Source organism: Candidatus Nitrosotenuis cloacae (assembly GCF_000955905.1).
Classification (GTDB): Archaea; Thermoproteota; Nitrososphaeria; order Nitrososphaerales; family Nitrosopumilaceae; genus Nitrosotenuis; species Nitrosotenuis cloacae.
Window position 1 is genome coordinate 434032 of sequence record NZ_CP011097.1, and the last position, 16075, is coordinate 450106.

General features: G+C 41.3%; 18 protein-coding genes. 11 read left to right on the plus strand and 7 right to left on the minus strand.

The features are described from left to right. Positions 1-7: 7 nt before the first annotated feature. From SU86_RS02410 to SU86_RS02425, 4 genes are read left to right on the plus strand one after another with little or no spacing between them, the layout of a single operon-like run. On the plus strand, positions 8-802 hold the full coding sequence (locus tag SU86_RS02410) for a serine protein kinase RIO (RefSeq protein WP_236687740.1): 795 nt from the start codon (positions 8-10) through the stop codon (positions 800-802). After that, positions 799-1368, plus strand: a complete 570-nt coding sequence (locus SU86_RS02415) for a KH domain-containing protein (RefSeq protein WP_048187152.1) — start codon at positions 799-801, stop codon at positions 1366-1368. The genes SU86_RS02410 and SU86_RS02415 overlap by 4 nt, the downstream gene beginning before the upstream one ends. Then, a complete protein-coding gene (locus SU86_RS02420) occupies positions 1358-3199 on the plus strand; it encodes a DNA topoisomerase VI subunit B (RefSeq protein WP_048187154.1) in 1842 nt (613 codons plus the stop codon). Before SU86_RS02415 ends, SU86_RS02420 begins: the two co-directional genes overlap by 11 nt. Further along, entirely contained in the window at positions 3180-4283 is a 1104-nt protein-coding gene (locus SU86_RS02425; protein WP_048187156.1) for a DNA topoisomerase IV subunit A, read from the plus strand. The genes SU86_RS02420 and SU86_RS02425 overlap by 20 nt, the downstream gene beginning before the upstream one ends. Here the strand turns inward: SU86_RS02425 and SU86_RS02430 are convergent. Next, positions 4270-4743, minus strand: coding sequence for an Hsp20/alpha crystallin family protein (locus SU86_RS02430; RefSeq protein ID WP_048187158.1), 474 nt, complete (start codon positions 4741-4743; stop codon positions 4270-4272). The genes SU86_RS02425 and SU86_RS02430 overlap by 14 nt on opposite strands. 48 nt (positions 4744-4791) lie before the next feature. After that, positions 4792-5988 carry a sensor histidine kinase gene (locus SU86_RS02435; protein ID WP_148550726.1) on the minus strand — a complete coding sequence of 399 codons (1197 nt, stop codon included), beginning with the start codon at positions 5986-5988 and terminating at the stop codon, positions 4792-4794. Positions 5989-6111: 123 nt separating this feature from the next. Between SU86_RS02435 and SU86_RS02440 the strand changes: the two genes are divergently transcribed. The 4 genes from SU86_RS02440 to SU86_RS02455 are packed head-to-tail and all read left to right on the plus strand — an operon-like array spanning position 6112 to position 7435. Next, positions 6112-6330, plus strand: coding sequence for a hypothetical protein (locus SU86_RS02440; protein WP_048187160.1), 219 nt, complete (start codon positions 6112-6114; stop codon positions 6328-6330). 36 nt (positions 6331-6366) lie between these two features. After that, positions 6367-6720 (plus strand): hypothetical protein, encoded by a 354-nt coding sequence (locus SU86_RS02445; RefSeq protein ID WP_048187162.1) that lies wholly within the window; start codon positions 6367-6369, stop codon positions 6718-6720. Positions 6721-6742: 22 nt separating this feature from the next. Next, complete coding sequence (locus tag SU86_RS02450; protein ID WP_048189081.1) at positions 6743-7141, plus strand: hypothetical protein; 399 nt, start codon at positions 6743-6745, stop codon at positions 7139-7141. Positions 7142-7150: 9 nt separating this feature from the next. Then, on the plus strand, positions 7151-7435 hold the full coding sequence (locus SU86_RS02455; protein WP_048189082.1) for a hypothetical protein: 285 nt from the start codon (positions 7151-7153) through the stop codon (positions 7433-7435). Here SU86_RS02455 and SU86_RS02460 read toward each other — a convergent pair. The 4 genes from SU86_RS02460 to SU86_RS02475 all read right to left on the minus strand — a co-directional run bounded on the left by SU86_RS02460 (position 7432) and on the right by SU86_RS02475 (position 13069). Continuing rightward, on the minus strand, positions 7432-8220 hold the full coding sequence (locus SU86_RS02460; RefSeq protein ID WP_420887328.1) for an S-methyl-5'-thioadenosine phosphorylase: 789 nt from the start codon (positions 8218-8220) through the stop codon (positions 7432-7434). The two genes, SU86_RS02455 and SU86_RS02460, sit on opposite strands and share 4 nt — an antisense overlap. Then, positions 8220-8732 (minus strand): adenine phosphoribosyltransferase, encoded by a 513-nt coding sequence (locus SU86_RS02465; protein WP_048187166.1) that lies wholly within the window; start codon positions 8730-8732, stop codon positions 8220-8222. Before SU86_RS02465 ends, SU86_RS02460 begins: the two co-directional genes overlap by 1 nt. Before the next feature lie 49 nt (positions 8733-8781). Continuing rightward, the gene (locus SU86_RS02470; RefSeq protein ID WP_048187168.1) at positions 8782-10896 is read right to left on the minus strand and encodes a hypothetical protein; all 2115 of its coding nucleotides are present in this window, start codon (positions 10894-10896) and stop codon (positions 8782-8784) included. Between the two features lie 85 nt (positions 10897-10981). Continuing rightward, the gene (locus tag SU86_RS02475) at positions 10982-13069 is read right to left on the minus strand and encodes an AAA family ATPase (RefSeq protein WP_048187170.1); all 2088 of its coding nucleotides are present in this window, start codon (positions 13067-13069) and stop codon (positions 10982-10984) included. A 100-nt stretch (positions 13070-13169) separates the two neighbouring features. On the opposite strand from SU86_RS02475, the gene SU86_RS02480 reads away from it, so the two are divergent. From SU86_RS02480 to SU86_RS02490, 3 genes are read left to right on the plus strand one after another with little or no spacing between them, the layout of a single operon-like run. Beyond that, entirely contained in the window at positions 13170-13607 is a 438-nt protein-coding gene (locus SU86_RS02480; RefSeq protein WP_048187172.1) for a hypothetical protein, read from the plus strand. 46 nt (positions 13608-13653) lie between these two features. Then, positions 13654-14319, plus strand: a complete 666-nt coding sequence (locus tag SU86_RS10020; RefSeq protein ID WP_236687741.1) for a transcriptional regulator — start codon at positions 13654-13656, stop codon at positions 14317-14319. Then, entirely contained in the window at positions 14316-14912 is a 597-nt protein-coding gene (locus SU86_RS02490; protein ID WP_048187173.1) for an RlmE family RNA methyltransferase, read from the plus strand. Before SU86_RS10020 ends, SU86_RS02490 begins: the two co-directional genes overlap by 4 nt. Here the strand turns inward: SU86_RS02490 and SU86_RS02495 are convergent. Then, positions 14892-16040: a tRNA (guanine-N1)-methyltransferase gene (locus tag SU86_RS02495; protein WP_048187175.1), complete on the minus strand. Its 1149-nt coding sequence runs from the start codon at positions 16038-16040 to the stop codon at positions 14892-14894. The genes SU86_RS02490 and SU86_RS02495 overlap by 21 nt on opposite strands. Between the last annotated feature and the right edge of the window lie 35 nt (positions 16041-16075).

The window sequence follows — 16075 nt, forward strand, 5'->3', positions numbered from 1 at the left end:
GAAGAAATTGTCATCTGATGATTTTTCCGGACTGGAAAACTTTGAGGACTTTGAGTCCAGATTTCGCAATGTAGCGCCAAAACAAAGAAAACATACTCCGGAGGATGGGTTCAACAAAAACAAGGTCGTCAATCAAGTTCTTGACAAATCTACGATGTTTACAATGTATGAGATGATCAATGCAAGGATAATCGCATATGTCAATGGCATAGTAAAGGCAGGCAAAGAGTCTGTCTTGTTCTGGGCAGTAGACCCAAAGGGAAAAGATGTGGCACTAAAGGTATATCTGACTAGTACTTCGAGCTTCAAAAATCGAGCCCAATACATAGTAGGGGACCCAAGATTCTTGCACCTCAAAAAGGGAACAAGAAATCTGGTGTATCTTTGGGCAAAAAAAGAATTCAGGAACCTGGTTCAATGTGAAAAAAAAGGAATTCCTGCTGTTAGGGCAATCCATGTCTCAAAAAATGTACTTGCAATGGACTTTGTTGGAACAAATGGGGTTCCAGCACCAACACTACACGAAACAGAAGTAGATGAAAATGACTATCACCAACTGATCCAACTAATCATAGATCTATACAAAAAAGCAAAACTCGTTCATGGCGATCTCTCGGAATATAATGTGTTCAAGACCGAAAACGGATTAATTCTGTTTGACTTTGGGTCTGCAGTTGACACAATGCACCCAAATACTCAAAACTTTCTCGAAAGAGACATTAAAAATGTGTCTTACTTTTTTGCAAAAAGAGGACTAACAGTTGAGAACCCAGCTGACATCCTTGCCAAAATAATATCATGAGCTTTGAGAAAATAGTAAGAATTCCAGTAGACCGTGTAGGTGCACTTATTGGAAAAGCTGGAAAAGTAAAGTCGCAAATAGAAAAAGCATGCTTTGTCAAATTAGAAATCGATAGTGAAACGGGCGAGGTCGAAATAGTTGTCGACGGATCGGTAAATCAAATCCAACCATTCAAGGCAACCGAACTAGTATCTGCAATTGGCAGGGGATTTTCGCCGGAGAGTGCAATGAAACTACTAAAAGAAGAATATGTTTTGCATGTAATGGATCTTAGGGACTTTGCTGGCAAATCACCACAACAAATTGAAAGGATAAAAGGAAGAATAATTGGAGAGGGAGGTAGGGCGAGAGTAAACATGGAGAACCTTACCAATACTAATATCTGCGTTTATGGAAAAACTGTCTCAATCATTGGCGAGCCAATCCAAATAAAGTTGGCAGTCTCTGCAATTTCTTCAATTTCTAGCGGCAGTAGACATGGCTCTGTTTATGGAAAACTTGAGGCAAACAAGAGAAAGCAAAAGATGGACAGAATGAAGCTGTGGGAAGATAGAGATGTCGCTTAAGGAAACATTCAGCCAGATATCGCCTAGTGAGTTTTTTTATAGAAACCGAGACCTTGCCGGATTTTCAAATCCTACGCGTTCGCTATATACTGCAGTAAGAGAATTTGTGGAAAATGCACTTGATGCCTGTGATCAAAGGGGAATCCTGCCTGATGTTCACCTAATAATCAAAGCAGTTGATCCTGAAAAACCAGACCCAAAACCGTACATACTGACCGTAAAGGACAACGGACCTGGAATGGATTCAAAGCAAATTCCTCTGGCATTTGGAACCGTTCTATATGGTTCCAAGTTCGGCCTAAAGCAGGCAAGGGGAATGTTTGGCCTTGGTGCCACAATGGCAATACTGTACGGACAGATCACTACAAACAAGCCAGTGGTGGTGTCAAGCTCCGTCGATGGCAAGGACTCTCACGAATATTCAATGATGCTTGATATCCAAAAAAACAAGCCAGTCATAATGAAGCACACCACCAAAGAGACCGGCAAAAAGGGACTCAATGTTAGCATTACACTAGAGGGTGACTACTCCAAGGCTGGCGCAAAAATCCGTGACTATGTGTATCAGACCTCACTGATTACGCCGTATGCCACCATAACATTTGATGATCCAAAGGGCGAAAAATTCCACTACAAAAGAATAGTTGATACAATGCCGGCACCGCCAACCATAATCAAACCGCACCCGCACGGAGTGGATGTTGAGACCATTCGCAGAATGATAGTTGACACTCATTATGAGATTCCAACACTGGATAATTTCATGATTGAAAAGGTTCGAAAAGAACTGGGTCTTGCAAAAAAGAATCTCAACTTTGAGGGAATTATGCAAAGAGCAGAAAAAAAATGGGCTTCACTATCCAGACCCGTCCGAGTTATAATTGCGCTAATGTCGTTTTTGCAAATGGACTTTGACAAAGTAATGAAGATACGAATCGACGATGTGGATTTGGCAAACAAGCACCTTACATACTGGGACTTTGGGGAATCAAAATCTGTAATGGTGGACATGCCAAAATCAAGCCAATACTATAAGCAACTTGCAAATACTGTTGCGGGAGAATCGCTTGCGACATTTCTTACAAAACGATTCCAAAGAATTGGACCATCCACGGCAAACAAGTTTTCGGAGTTTGCCAGCCTAAAGCCAGAGAAAAGAATCGGCTCTTTTACCAACGATGAGCTTGTACAACTCAGTGACTCACTCCAAAAATATGAGGACTTTTTGTCTCCGGATCCGACCTGCCTTGCACCATTGGGCGAAGAACCACTCCGCAAAGGAATTCAGCAGTTCTTCAAGCCTGACTTTTTTGATGTCATACAAAGAAGTGCATCCGCATATTCTGGCTTTCCGTTTGTAGTGGAGATGGGAATTGCCTATGGAGGCGAGATCTCATCTGGTAAAATCAATGTCTTTAGGTTTGCAAACAGAATTCCGCTGTTATATGATGAGGGAAGCGACGTTGTCTTACAGGTGGTAAATGAGACGGACTGGGGCAGATACAAGATAAAAAACGACTCACCATTGGTGATAGTTAGCCATATCTGCTCCACTAGAATTCCATACAAAACGGTAGGCAAGGAAAATGTGGCGGACAGGCCAGAAATTGAAAAAGAACTAAAGCTAGCACTGCAGTTTTTACTAAGAAAGCTCTCTGCATACATGTCAAAGCGAGGCCTAGCAGAGGCAGAAAAGAAGAGAAGCAACCTATACCAGAAATATCTACCACTAATTGCGCAATTTGCAACAGAGCTGGCGAGAAAGAGTAAAGAACCAGACTACAAAAAGATGATCAAGGATTTGGGAACAAATGTCGAAGCCAAAGAATAACGCAGAAAAGGTCGCAACCGCAAAGCGTGACTCGTTAATGGAGTTGCTCAAAATGGAAGGATCAAAAATCTACAATGATCTGGAAAAGGGACAGTTCCCGCAGTTCTATGTGCCAAGCAGATCCGTTAGCAATATTGTATATGATAAGAAACTACGTCAATACATACTTGGGAAATCTGCTGGATTGCGCAGCTCTAGAAACATGGCACAGCTTCGATCGTTTACCCAGCTTATTTGGTTGGCGTTTTTTGCAAACCGACTAATTCAGGAAAAAAAATCATCAACGCTCAGAGACATCTATTATTCATCCCAAGCATTTGCAATTGACTTTGAAGACCAGCCGGAATCTGATAATATCATAGTGGATTTAGAGGCAGTGCTTGCAAGACCAAGAGAAGACCTACACATATTCCCAGAGGAGCGAAGCAGCGTCTTTGGTGATCTTACAATTGAGTATACAGTACCGGGATATGAAGGAAGACGAACAAACCTATCAGATCATCCAGACGGATATCTGATTGGGCCCAGTCTTAGTACTGCAGAACTTGTGGACACTAGTGCAGAGCTAGTAATTGCAATCGAAAAAGGTGGACTGTTCACCAGATTCGTTGAAGAAAAGGTAGACAAGAAATTCAAGGCAATCATCATTGATACTGCAGGCCAAGCCCCACGTTCCACTAGAAACTTGCTAAAAAGACTAAACACACAGATGAAACTACCTGTAGTCATACTGACTGATGGGGACGTCTATGGGGAACATATTGCAATGGTCATTAAATCCGGCTCGGCAAATGCTGCCCACCTAAGGGAGCTGACGGTTCCTGATGCAAAATGGGTCGGCGTATGGGCATCTGATATTGAAAAATACAAACTACCAACCATCCCAATGACTGAATCCGACATTAAAAGAATCTATGATTTGCAAAAAGACCCTCGATATCAAGAGGGAATTTGGAAAAAGGAACTAGAGATATTTCTTAAAATCAAGCGAAAGGCAGAACTTGAGGCCTTCTCAAAATATGGACTGACAAACATCACAGACAAGTATCTTCCAGAAAAACTAGAACTAGCTAAGTCGATGTAGTGGCTTTGCTGATTCGTAGTGTTAGAACACCGTTTCTGTATTTGAAATCAGATATCTGCATTCCAGATGATCCTTCAACTGGAACTTCCTTTGAAAAACTACCAGAGCCGCGAATGTACAATACGCCCTCGACTAGTCTTACCATGATCTTATCATCTGGTCCTGGGACCTCGGCTACAAACACTATCTCGTTTTCACCTTTTATTACATCATAAACCCAGTTTTTGCTTTCTGCCTCACGCGCAGTGTACTTTGGCTTTTCTGTTTTTGTCATCTTTTTGATTACAAAGCCCCAATAAACCATGGTCGCAGCTGCAATTCCAATCAGAATGAAGCTGATTGCACCCTGTCCATATCGTAGTGACATGATGTACACTATACCCAAAAACAAAATTATCATGATTGGGATTATGAAATTAATCGACTGCTCATTGGAGTATGTTCTTTTGTAGCTTGCCAACTTGATTATACCCAGTTGCGTTTTACTAAATATAAAGCAACTATGCGTCTAGGCTGGCAGGGAGATGGTAAATGTGGTGGGCTTGTTTGATACACTTATCGTACCACTGTGTTGCTCTATAATGTTCTTGCAGCTTGCCAACCCTAGTCCGGTTCCTTCCTGCTTTGTGGTAAACAATGGCTCAAATATCTTGTCAAAGATCTGATCCGAAATTCCGAGACCTGAATCTTCTATTCTTATCTCAACGTGATTTTGTTTCTTTTTGGTTCTGATGTTAATGGTTCCCTTGGTTGCACCTATTGCCTGAATAGAGTTTAGTATCATATTTGAGAAGACAATTTGCATTTTGTGTGAATCACACAATATTATGATGTCGTCTTTTGGAAAATTGATGGTAATATTTGTTGGAATGAGCAGTGTCTGCAAAGCCGAAATTATTGTTTCATTTAGTGAAGATGGCTGGTTTTTTACAAGAGGTGTTCCTTTCACATAGTCTAGGACACCGTCAATTTGATGAGTCATCCTAAAGATTGCTCGCTCTATTATCTCGATTCGCTTTAGTGTGAGCTCATCCAGATTCTTGTTTGTTACTTTGATTAGCTGAGTAGTTCCCTTTACTGCAGAAAGTGGGTTTTTGAGATCATGTGCCAGTCTTGATGCAAGCTCCCCAATCGCTGATAATCGTTCTGCTTGGATTAGACTTTCAGTCTTTTTTCTAACTTCGGATTCCAAAACTAGTTTTTGATCCTTGAGGCTTTTTTCCAAGTTGTTGAATTTTTTGAGGTTTTGCTCCAGCATTCTTCTGAATTCATCAGAGTTTCTTTTTTCCTCTTGAAGCTGACTCTCAAGCACCATTATTTTATTTTGGACCTGTTTTTCCACAATCTTTGTGATGTCTGCTATGATTTTGTCTGATTCGAATTCCTTTCCAAGTGTTTCAAACTCTGTCTTGTTGGTTTGAATTGGAATTGGTTGTTCTTCCTGAGTCAGAACATTCAATTCCTTCTCAAAGTCACTCTGCAATTTCTTTATGGTGTCGATTTTTGATTTTTGATTGGCAATATGCTTACTTAGTGAGCCGATGTACTTGTTGACCTCTTTAATGTCGCCTCCAAGTTCTGAAAACTGTCCCTCGGTAGAGTTTTGCGCCGGATCTTTTTCAAAAAAGACCTCCTTTTCATTCTTATCAAATATGTCAGCTTCCTTGTTTTTGTCATCATCCCGATTCAGATATTTTCTATTCATTAGATAAGCTAGTTTCCGACTTTGTGAAATTAAGTTGCCATTTGTTCGAATCGAACAAAACTCACAATGAATCTGTATAAGTTCAAATCTTGATTTTTATTATCGCAGGCAAAAAATGTACATGTGGACAAGAGCAAACCCAGTCCAACAAAGGGCATATTCCTAAAGGGCTCGATCATTGGCGCAATAATTACAATTCCGTCATTAATTGCGTTCTTTGTGTCATGGCTTGTTACTGGCGATAAGATAATGTCACTAATAGTTGGAATAGTGGCTCATTTCATCGGCATGGGCTTTTCGCTAAAACTATCAAAAAAACTTTTCAAGATAAAATCGGACTAGTTCAGATTTAATTATTCATTGATGTGATATGGTATGATGAATCTGAATAAAATAGAGTATGACCTAATTCATGAAGTCAAGCTCAATTCTATTGAGGCAAAAATGTTTCTGCTTCTTACCACAAAAGGCAAAATGAACACAACTCAAATCGCGCAGGAATTAGGCCTAGCTTTAGATGATGCGGCAAAGACTGCAAAAAACCTCGTAACCCTTGGGGGATTCATTGACATGTCGGAAACAGAGTTTGAGGCCATGCATCCGAGATTCACTGCGGTAAACATGTATCGAAAAATGTGCAATCGAGAAAATGTTGAATTTAAAAAAAATCTAATAGTCGATAACATTGGTGTTGCCTTGGAAATCTACTATGATCGTGCAAGAACTAAATAGTACCTTTTTGCGCAAAAGTGCAATGAGCCAGGACACAGAAACCTGTACACATCAGATAGTTTACTTTGGAGTCACCAACGTAAACATAGATGAGCGCACAATAGGTTCTGTAGACATTTGGAGATGTGCAATTTGCAAAAAAAGATTTTGCGAAGAAAAACAGCTAGGAATTGACTCCATAGTGGATTATGTTGGAATGCCAAAAATAGATCCTGACGAAAAATGGGCAATCTTAGTTCGCAAATTGTTCAAAGGAAAAGACCGATGGAAGCTTGTTCGCCTAAAGCAGAACGGAACTCTAAAGGTTGAAAACCCAGATGATAAGGTAGTCGAGATTCCGGTGAATAACTTTCAAGTCACTGATCCACAGCACGCTAGTTTTCTAATTGATGACCATGTCAACAAGGCAATAGAGATCTAGGTGCAGGGCTTGGAGATTGCGGTTTTTATCAATAATGTAAAAGGCACGACCATGGCTGCCAAAATTACCGGCACCTTTACCATAAGTAATAACACATTCAAGTTTTCGGCAATCGCATTTGGAAGAATTGGCGGGCACAACATTGGCGCAAAAATATCAAAAACAACTGAAAAGGCACTGCAAAAGCTAGGCTATGACGTAAATGAGGTAATTGACATTCTGCAAAGAAATCTGGTCTCTGGAAATATCACATTACCTGAAGGACTAAGCAGAGAATCGTTTGCCGATTCCTAGAATTGTGCTTCCTCTAGTGCTTTGGCACAAGAGCAGCCACGATGTTCTGGAATTGAGTCTGGAATCGATGTGAGCAGTCTTTTTGTATTTTCTACATTTTTGTGCAGAGTCTCAATTACCTCTTTTGCGGTAACTGGTTTTTCTGCCCAAACATCATAATCTGTTACAGTGGAAATTGATGCATAGCACATTTGTGCCTCTCTTGCTAGCTGGCACTCTGGGACTAGTGTCATACCAATAATGTCCGCACCAGTTGATTTGTAGAATCTTGATTCTGCCTTTGTTGAGAATCTGGGACCTTCAATGCAGACATAGGTGCAGTTTTTGTGCACATTGATGTTTTGCGTTTTCGCTGCCGCCAATATTGCTGATTGTAATTCGGGACAGAATGGATCTGCAACGGAAATGTGAATCACTTTACCCTCATCAGAAAATGTTCCCTTGCGTGATTTTGTAAAATCAATAAACTGGGTTGGCAAAACAAAATGTCCCGGAGCTAGTTCTTCTTTGAGGCTGCCTACCGCAGATGGCGCAATGATTCTTTTTATGCCCATTTCCTTGAATGCCCAAATGTTTGCTCTATAGTTGATTAGGTGTGGCGGTATGGTGTGCTTTTTTCCATGTCGTGGCATGAATGCAACTTTTTTTCCTTTAAAGATTCCAACTGTTATAGAATCAGATGGCTTGCCGTATGGCGTGTCTATTGTTACTTCCTTTGCCTCAGTCAAAAGACCAGAATCATAAATTCCAGTTCCTCCAAAGATCCCAATGTCTGCTTGTTCCACTAGTATCTCACCAAGGACTCTGTTCTGTATTTTGATATCTTCTTGATTCCATTCAATTCTGTTAATTCTACTACAAATGCAAATCCGGTTACTGCTCCGCCAATGCGCTCAATTAATTCGGCTGCTGCCTTTGCCGTGCCTCCGGTTGCTAGTAGATCGTCACAAATCACCACTTTTTGATCCTTGTTGATTGCGTTTTTTTGAATTTCCATTGTTGCCTTGCCATATTCTATGGTATATGATCTTTTTACTGTAACACCTGGAAGCTTTCCTTGTTTTCTAATCATTATCATGCCCTTGTTGTATCGTAGTGCCATTGCACATGCAATTGGAAAGCCACGGGACTCGATTCCGGCAAAAATATCAACATCGTTTATGTGATATCGTTTTGCGAATTCATCCACACAATGCGTCATTGCTGATGGGTTTTTTAAAATCGGACTAATGTCTCTGAATAAGATTCCTTTTTTTGGAAAGTCTGGATATTCTGTGATGATGTTTTGTAGATTCACAAATTTGTGGGTTTGGCAGAGTAATAAAAAGGGTTCCTAGCTTTTTGTTCTACTGCAAATCAAATGTGGTCTCTGCAGTTTCTCCACCAACTGTTGCCTTTATGTTGTATTTACCAGGCTCCATTCCTGATGGAACAGGCCACAATGTCTGGAAGCTTCCCTCCTTGGTTGAGCTCATTGTAAGGTCTGTTATCTCATTGTTCTTTGAATCAAGAATCTTGATTACTACTGTCTGTGTCTTTCCTCCACCAGTACCGATTATTGTCATGTAGTCCCCACTGCGGTATGCTGTGGTCTTGTCTGTCTTTACTGAGAATGTTTTTGTTATTGTACCTGATACAGTGAACTTTGCATCTGCGCTGTTTGATCCGCTCTTTGCCTTTATCACCCATGGACCTTGCTTTGCATCACTTGGAACTCGGAATGTTCCCTCGGAGAACTTGCCTTCTTTGTCCGAGAAGATGTCTTTTTTCTTGAGTACCTTTCCATCAGGATCTAACATTTCCAAACTTAGTAGTACGTTTACATTGGTAGAACCTAACACCAGAACGCTGTCGCCTGGAAGATATTCTTGTTTTGTTGCTTGCATCAAGATTGGACCCGATGATTGCTGTAATCCAACTGAGAAGACTAACTGGGCCTCAGACTTGGTATGTTTTATGACTGCGGTGTATACGCCTGACTTGTATCCATCCAGTACCAAGTCGTGAACCTTGCTACCATCAAGACCTAGTGTAACTGTCTCTGTCAGCTTGACTTTGTCACCGGGATCAATAATTAGAATGGAAATGTTTGCCTTGGCTGGACCCTCAATTGTTATCTTTGCAGTCTCTGATGATGCATAGTTTAGCTTGTCAAACTTGGCAATGATTTGCGGGCTGGGCAACTCACCAAGACCGACTCGAACTATCTCGGTTTCGCTCCCCTGGGTTGCAATCACCGCATAGGTTCCCTTGGTGGACGTGGCCGCAGTCTGATATTCGAAGCTTATCACGCCAGTCGAGTCAAGCTCTAATATGTCAGAGAAGATCTCCTTTCCAATTGGATCATTAATCACAACTTGTAGTGATTGGTCTGGCTTGGCAGTACCATTAAAGACGAATTTGTCGCCTGGGTTGTATTTTGTAGCAGATGAGCTTATGTTGATTGTTTTTGATATAGAGACACTAAATGATCTTGTGATTGTGTCCAATCCGTCACTGAACTCGACTTGCCTTGTTCCAAGTGGTGCATCAAGTGGGACGACTGTTTCATGTGACCAATTTCCCTGATTATCAACTGGGACGACTGCTTCATACAATTTAACTCCTGTTGGATCTTTGGCAGTGATCTTAATTGATGATCCTGGTTTACCTGTTCCTTTTGCTGAGATCTTCTCTCCTGGTTCTGCTATTGAGGTACCCTGATCAACTGTGAGTTTTTTGGTGTTTTGTGGGGCAGCTACTTGCTCTGCTTGTGTGATTCTAATGCTGATTGTCTTTTTGTTTCCTTGATTGTCAACTAGAGAAAACTCGACTCTGTCTGCTTGCTTTGTGATTGGAATTTTGGCAGTTCCGCTTACATGGCCTTTCTCGTCTGTTTGAATGTCTTCTAGTGGCTGATCATCGATTGTAAACTTGAATACTGTCTTTGGCGGGAATCCATCACCTACAATTCTTACCGTATCGCCTGTCTTTGGTGATTCTGGAATTACTCTGAATGTTGCACCGTCCATCTTTGGTGTTGGTATGACGGTGTTGTCTTGTGGTGGAGGTGGTGGAGGAGCTGATGTTTGGCCTGGCAGTACCTTTCCTACGGCAAGCTCGTTTCCTGTAGCATCTACTGTTTTCCAGTTTATGCCAGGACCTTCTACCTCGGTTTTAATTCCAAACTTGACGGACTCGCCAGAGTTTAGTGGATCACTGGTGGAAAAAACCAGCACTCCTTGTGGTGTCTTGGTTCCAGTCCAGCCCTTTTCTGATTTGAATGACTTGAACTCACCCGAGTCCTTTCCAAGCCACATTCGCACCGTTTGGATCTCAGATGCGTCATTGTTTGTAAACTCAACTAGGGTTGTTTTCTCAAAGTTTGTGCTTTTTGCACTTGTTTCAGCGCTTGCAATGCCTGATATTGAAAATATGGAAACGGCAAAAATTCCAAGAATCATTAATGTGGAGTAATTCACGTTCTATCTACCTGATTTCACAAATATTGTTTATTTACTCTTTTTGAGCGTTGGTGATAACTCGTGCGTAAAATACTTTAAACAGCTATCGTGGCTTGCTTCGCTGAAACTTGGTCAGACCCACATGTGCTGTAAGGTTTTGGTGCTGTCTGATTCGTTCTGCCATCAATCTGAATAATCCTCGGAATTGGTCCTTGGTCTTGTCTGATAAGAATTCGGCCTCCTTTAGTGCGATTTTTTCGCAAATATATCTTGCAATCTCTTCTATATCAAAATCATTCCAGCCATCGTCTCTGTGTTCATACCAAATGTCTCGCAGCGAATCGATGATTCCTTTTCTGTTTCTTGCAAGAACTTCTTCTTTGGATAGGTTTCGGAATCCCTCCTTTCTCAGCTTGATTTCATAAGTCTGGTTTACTGCATGAAGATAGTCCTCTGTTAGTATGAGATCTTCAATTGACTCGATTGATTTTCCTCCTTGCTCTAGGTAAATGATTTGCATGTCGGTAAACTCGTTTGCCTTTAGTTGCTCGGCTATTTTCTTTGATTCTAGCGTATTATCCAATATGACAAAGACATTGTGACCGTGGTTCCTATAGAAGATGGCAAGTGGAAGTGTCGAGTTTTTGCTGTATGATGCAACCACATTTAGTGGATTCATGGAGATGTTTGGATCTTCTAGGAACTTGTCAAATGAATTAAGATACATTGCATCCGACATTGTCTCTACTATTATGACTGGCCTCGAGTTTGTTCCAATTTCCCTGTCTACGATTGACTCTACCAATCCCCTTGATAGTCCATACAAAATTGGAATCAGCGTTGCATCATCTGCATTCCAGTAATCATAATGTATTCTGGAGAGGTGCTTGCGCTTGTCAAGCTCTACCACGAGAAGATTTCCTGGAGTATAGTCAAATATCATAAATGGCGAGTGTGTTGCGTACAAGACTTGGTTGGAGCCTGCCAGATTTTTTAGCAGATCCGAGATTCCCATTTGCTGTGCTGGATGAAGATTCCTTGCAGGCTCATCCAACAGTAGGATTGCTTCTTTTAGCTCCGCTCGTTGTGTTTCTGCTGCAAAGTTTACAATAAATGAAAATGTCCACTTGAATCCCTCTGCACGTCTGCTCAAGAGTCCAGTGTTGGTTACTGTTCCATCTCGGTGCACATCAGAAATTACTACACTCATTATGTTTCCAGGATTATATCTCAAGTCCACATGGATTGGGTCACCCTTCCACGCTGGATTTAGTCTGTCGGTGAGTCGTCTGCTTGCGCTGTTTAGCAGCTTGATTAGTTTTGGTGGACTGTTTTTGTATTCTTCTAGCTTCTCAGTGTCAAGTTCTGCCAGATAAAACAAATTTCTGACAGTCTCTGCTTTGTCAAACTCTTCATAGTCTATGCCTTCTGGTCGCTGCACCTCCTTGAGGTATTCATCCAGATTGATGTTGCCATAGATCTTTTTGTAATCGGAAAAGTACACAAATCTTGGATGCAAGTGCTCCAAGATGAAATTCTCAAGCGCTGTCTTTTCTGTTGCTCCAACTAACAGCTCATCGTATGTCTTCTCTCGCTCTTGGTAGAATCTTGCCCACTCTGCCAAAATATGGTGCTCATCTGATGCAAGCATGTTCAGTGAATTATTAAAGACTGTCATCTCGCTGAGGAACTCGTCTTTACTTTTTGGTGGCGGCCCCTCAAAGAACTTGGTGTCAAACTGGATTCGAATGTGGTTTGGAACCGTAGAGACAAAGTTTAGGATCTTTTCAGCATAATTCTCCCAAGAGTTTAGCGCCCTGTCCTTTTCCTCGCTTAGCTTTACTGAACCAAAGTCATATTGGACTTGGACATACTTGTTTGATCTAAAAATTCGTACATTGTTAATTTCCGGTAAATGCGGGAATCTCTCCTTTATTATCTTGGTTTCCTTTGGAGTTAGCTGAAAATCGCCCTCGACTAGGGTTACTTCTGATTTTAGCTCCTCGGTCATCTCATCACACAAGTCAAGCTCTGAGACCCGCTCTTCCTTGTTTAGAAGGGTTAGCGCTTGCAGTATGGTGGTCTTGCCGCTCTCGTTTCTTCCAACAAATGCAGCTAGGTCTCCAACTTTGATTTCGCCAGAATCATGAATGCATCGATATGCACGCACTCGGAATTTTCTTAATCGCATCTAGCGCCCATTTGGGTGGCAACGATTTAACTTATTCGACATTGTCATACGCACAGATTTTGCTATAGATATAAAAACACAAGACGCCAAGAAAAATTAAATGGCATCAAAAGGCATTGCACTTTTTGTAATTCCAATAATCTTCTCGTTTGTATATGGTGGATTGGTTCTTGGCTCTGCAATGCAAGGACCTAGAGTAGATTCCATGACAACACACCAGTCCAGCACACTGGAGATTTTAGATCTGCAAGGATCATATGCAAGTGGTGAGCGAGTCGGCGTTCAGATATCCGTTAGTGATGCATCATATGATTGCGGTGATCTGTACATTACGGTGTATGATGTTGCCGGAGGAGCAAAAAAGGCAGTCAAACAAGGTGCATTCTTTGATCAATGTTATGGAACATCTGGGACATTACCAATCTCTGAAAAATTTTCAGAAAACTTTGATGCAGGACAATACTCACTAGAGGCACAATTATTTGATAAAACCGGGGACAAGTTTTTGAGTGCGACTCAGAAATTTAGTGTCCAATAATGCGATGTTATATATTGCAAACATAGTAAAACACACGTGATTTATCATGGCAAAAAAAGCTGCTGAAAAAGATTCTAAAAAAGACAAGAAAAAAGAAGACAAAAAGGCAGCAAAGGAAAAGCCAACCAAAGCAGACAAAAAGACACCCAAAGTCGACAAAAAGCCAACCAAAGCAGACAAGAAAGCAAGCAAAGAAGACAAGGCAAAGGAAAAAGCCGACAAAAAGGCAGCAGCAAAGGAAGAAAAAAGGAAAAAGAAGGAAGAGGAATCAGAAAGAACACTAGAAGAACAATTAGAAGAAGAACTAACCGATGAGGAAATCGAAAACTTTCAAATAGAAAAAGTCGACATGGAAAAGCTCACCAACCGTGTGTGCCTATTTTTGGCAAACTATGAGGATGGAATTGTGCAAAGTGAGCTTTGGAAGAAATTCAAGCTCACAAGCCGAGATGGTTCCAGACTGGCGCTAAAGCTGGAAAGAATGGGAATCATCATGCGTGAAAAGATTCTTGAAAACAAGAGATGGACATATGTTCTAAAAATCAAAAAGACCCCAGTTAGCACCGATTCAATTGAGAATGCACCATGTCTTGTGTGTCCAGTTGAGCAAAAGTGCTCACTTGATGGCGAGGTCAGCCCAAGGACATGTCAGTGGATTGAAGAGTGGACAATCAATGAGCTCTCAAAGCCAAAGAAAAAGAAAGAACAATGAAGCCACTAGATGCACAGCGTGATCATTACCGAAAACTTGCAAAAGAGCAAGGATATCGAAGTCGTGCCACTTACAAATTATTAGAACTAAACAATTCTTATCGAATAATTGGACCTGGATTCAACGTGGTGGACTTGGGGTGTGCACCGGGGGGCTGGATGCAGGCCGCAGTCAAGCTTGCGGGAAACAAGGGCAAGGTAATTGGAGTTGATACATCATACATGGATGACGTGGAAGGGGCTCGCTTTATCAAAGGAAGCGTAGAGGACGAGTCTGTAATAGATGAAATAATAGAGTATCTTGGCGGGCGTGCAAATGCCGTAATTTGTGATATATCGCCGCAAATCACCGGACACTGGTCAATGGATCATGCAAAACAAATCTCACTGAACTATTCATGCTCTAAAATAATGGACAGAATCTTGGCAACAAAAGGAAATGCACTCTTCAAAGTATTTGATGGTGAATATTCCATGGAGTTTCGTGACTATCTAAAAAAGAAATTTGCCAAGGTTCATCTGAAAAAGCCAAATGCAAGCAGAAAGCCAAGCAGCGAGCTGTATTTTGTCTGCCTAGGATATGGGCTGAGCTGAAAACAATTCCTTGATTTTGTCTATTTTGCAGTCGGTCCTAAATCCAGTTGGATTAAGCGAAGTCGGGCTGGCAGAAAATCCGTTTTGTTGAAGGCGCAAAATTATTTGCTCAAGCGGGATGGGGGCTGATTTTAGCATCTGTGCTATCTCATCTAATGTGTAATAGCAGGCAGGCATTTCTGATTCTAGTAGGGCCTTGCGGATTGATTTTTCGCATTTTTTATCAGAATAATCTGGTATGTTTTGGATCATTTGTGCAACAAAGTCCCGCTCAAAGAGACTCCCAATCCACAGTGGTCCTGCAAGCTCGACTTTGTGTGAGCATAGTGTGCAGTTTTGTATTTGCTCTGGTGTGGTGTGGCGGTTTCCGCAATTTCTACAATGTGCGATATATCCAATGTTGTTTCTAGTGTCTGGCTTGTTTAGTATTCGAAGATATACTCGATAATAGTGCTGATTTGTCTCTACAAAAATTGGTGTTGCCTCTACATCAAGCCTTGCGGCAACTGCAATGGATAGGCCCAAGACCAATCTAATTGATATCTCGTTGCTGTATGTTGTTTTGACTGGAGTGCCGTGATACTTTTTCTTGCATGCATCATTGAATAGTCCATGCAATACCTGAAGATCAGTTGCACTGATTGATAATAGTCCTTTGTGGACTGTGGCACGCAATCCGCAGTCAATGTATTTTGCAGGCGAGCCAAACGGATCGATATCAACAATTGCGCCACGGCTTCCCTTCTTTGAGAATCCATTAAAGAACTGACAAATATCACTCCTTGATATGATATAGTTGTGCAGTCCGTTTAGTTCTGCCGAGTTTTTTGATAGCTCCAGTGCGCTTGGGTTTAGATCATTGACAAAGACCTCTGTACCTTTGATTTCATTTGCAACTCGCAGTCCACGGGCGCCAAGACCTGACAGTCCATCCAAGAATGATTTTTGGCCATCAAAGTTTTTCAAAAATGTCGAATACACTATGATGGAAAAGTCTCGGCTCAGCTTTGCCCTTGGATTAAAAAACGCAATGTCTCGTGGAGGAACCTTTTGCTCTAGTGCTCCCCTTGGTACTAGGATCTGTGTTTTTCCTTCTGTTATGGTTGTGATTTGGTCGTTTATCTGCAATTGATCGCAAGTCTTTACTTCTAAAATGGTTTAAT

Bases quoted from the DNA above. Each gene is read 5' to 3' on its own strand.
- SU86_RS02415 (WP_048187152.1), top strand. From the start codon at position 799: ATGAGCTTTGAGAAAATAGTAAGAATTCCAGTAGACCGTGTAGGTGCA.
- SU86_RS02420 (WP_048187154.1), top strand. From the start codon at position 1,358: ATGTCGCTTAAGGAAACATTCAGCCAGATATCGCCTAGTGAGTTTTTT.
- SU86_RS02425 (WP_048187156.1), top strand. From the start codon at position 3,180: ATGTCGAAGCCAAAGAATAACGCAGAAAAGGTCGCAACCGCAAAGCGT.
- SU86_RS02435 (WP_148550726.1), bottom strand. From the start codon at position 5,988: ATGAATAGAAAATATCTGAATCGGGATGATGACAAAAACAAGGAAGCT.
- SU86_RS02445 (WP_048187162.1), top strand. From the start codon at position 6,367: ATGAATCTGAATAAAATAGAGTATGACCTAATTCATGAAGTCAAGCTC.
- SU86_RS02450 (WP_048189081.1), top strand. From the start codon at position 6,743: ATGAGCCAGGACACAGAAACCTGTACACATCAGATAGTTTACTTTGGA.
- SU86_RS02475 (WP_048187170.1), bottom strand. From the start codon at position 13,069: ATGCGATTAAGAAAATTCCGAGTGCGTGCATATCGATGCATTCATGAT.
- SU86_RS02480 (WP_048187172.1), top strand. From the start codon at position 13,170: ATGGCATCAAAAGGCATTGCACTTTTTGTAATTCCAATAATCTTCTCG.
- SU86_RS10020 (WP_236687741.1), top strand. From the start codon at position 13,654: ATGGCAAAAAAAGCTGCTGAAAAAGATTCTAAAAAAGACAAGAAAAAA.
- SU86_RS02490 (WP_048187173.1), top strand. From the start codon at position 14,316: ATGAAGCCACTAGATGCACAGCGTGATCATTACCGAAAACTTGCAAAA.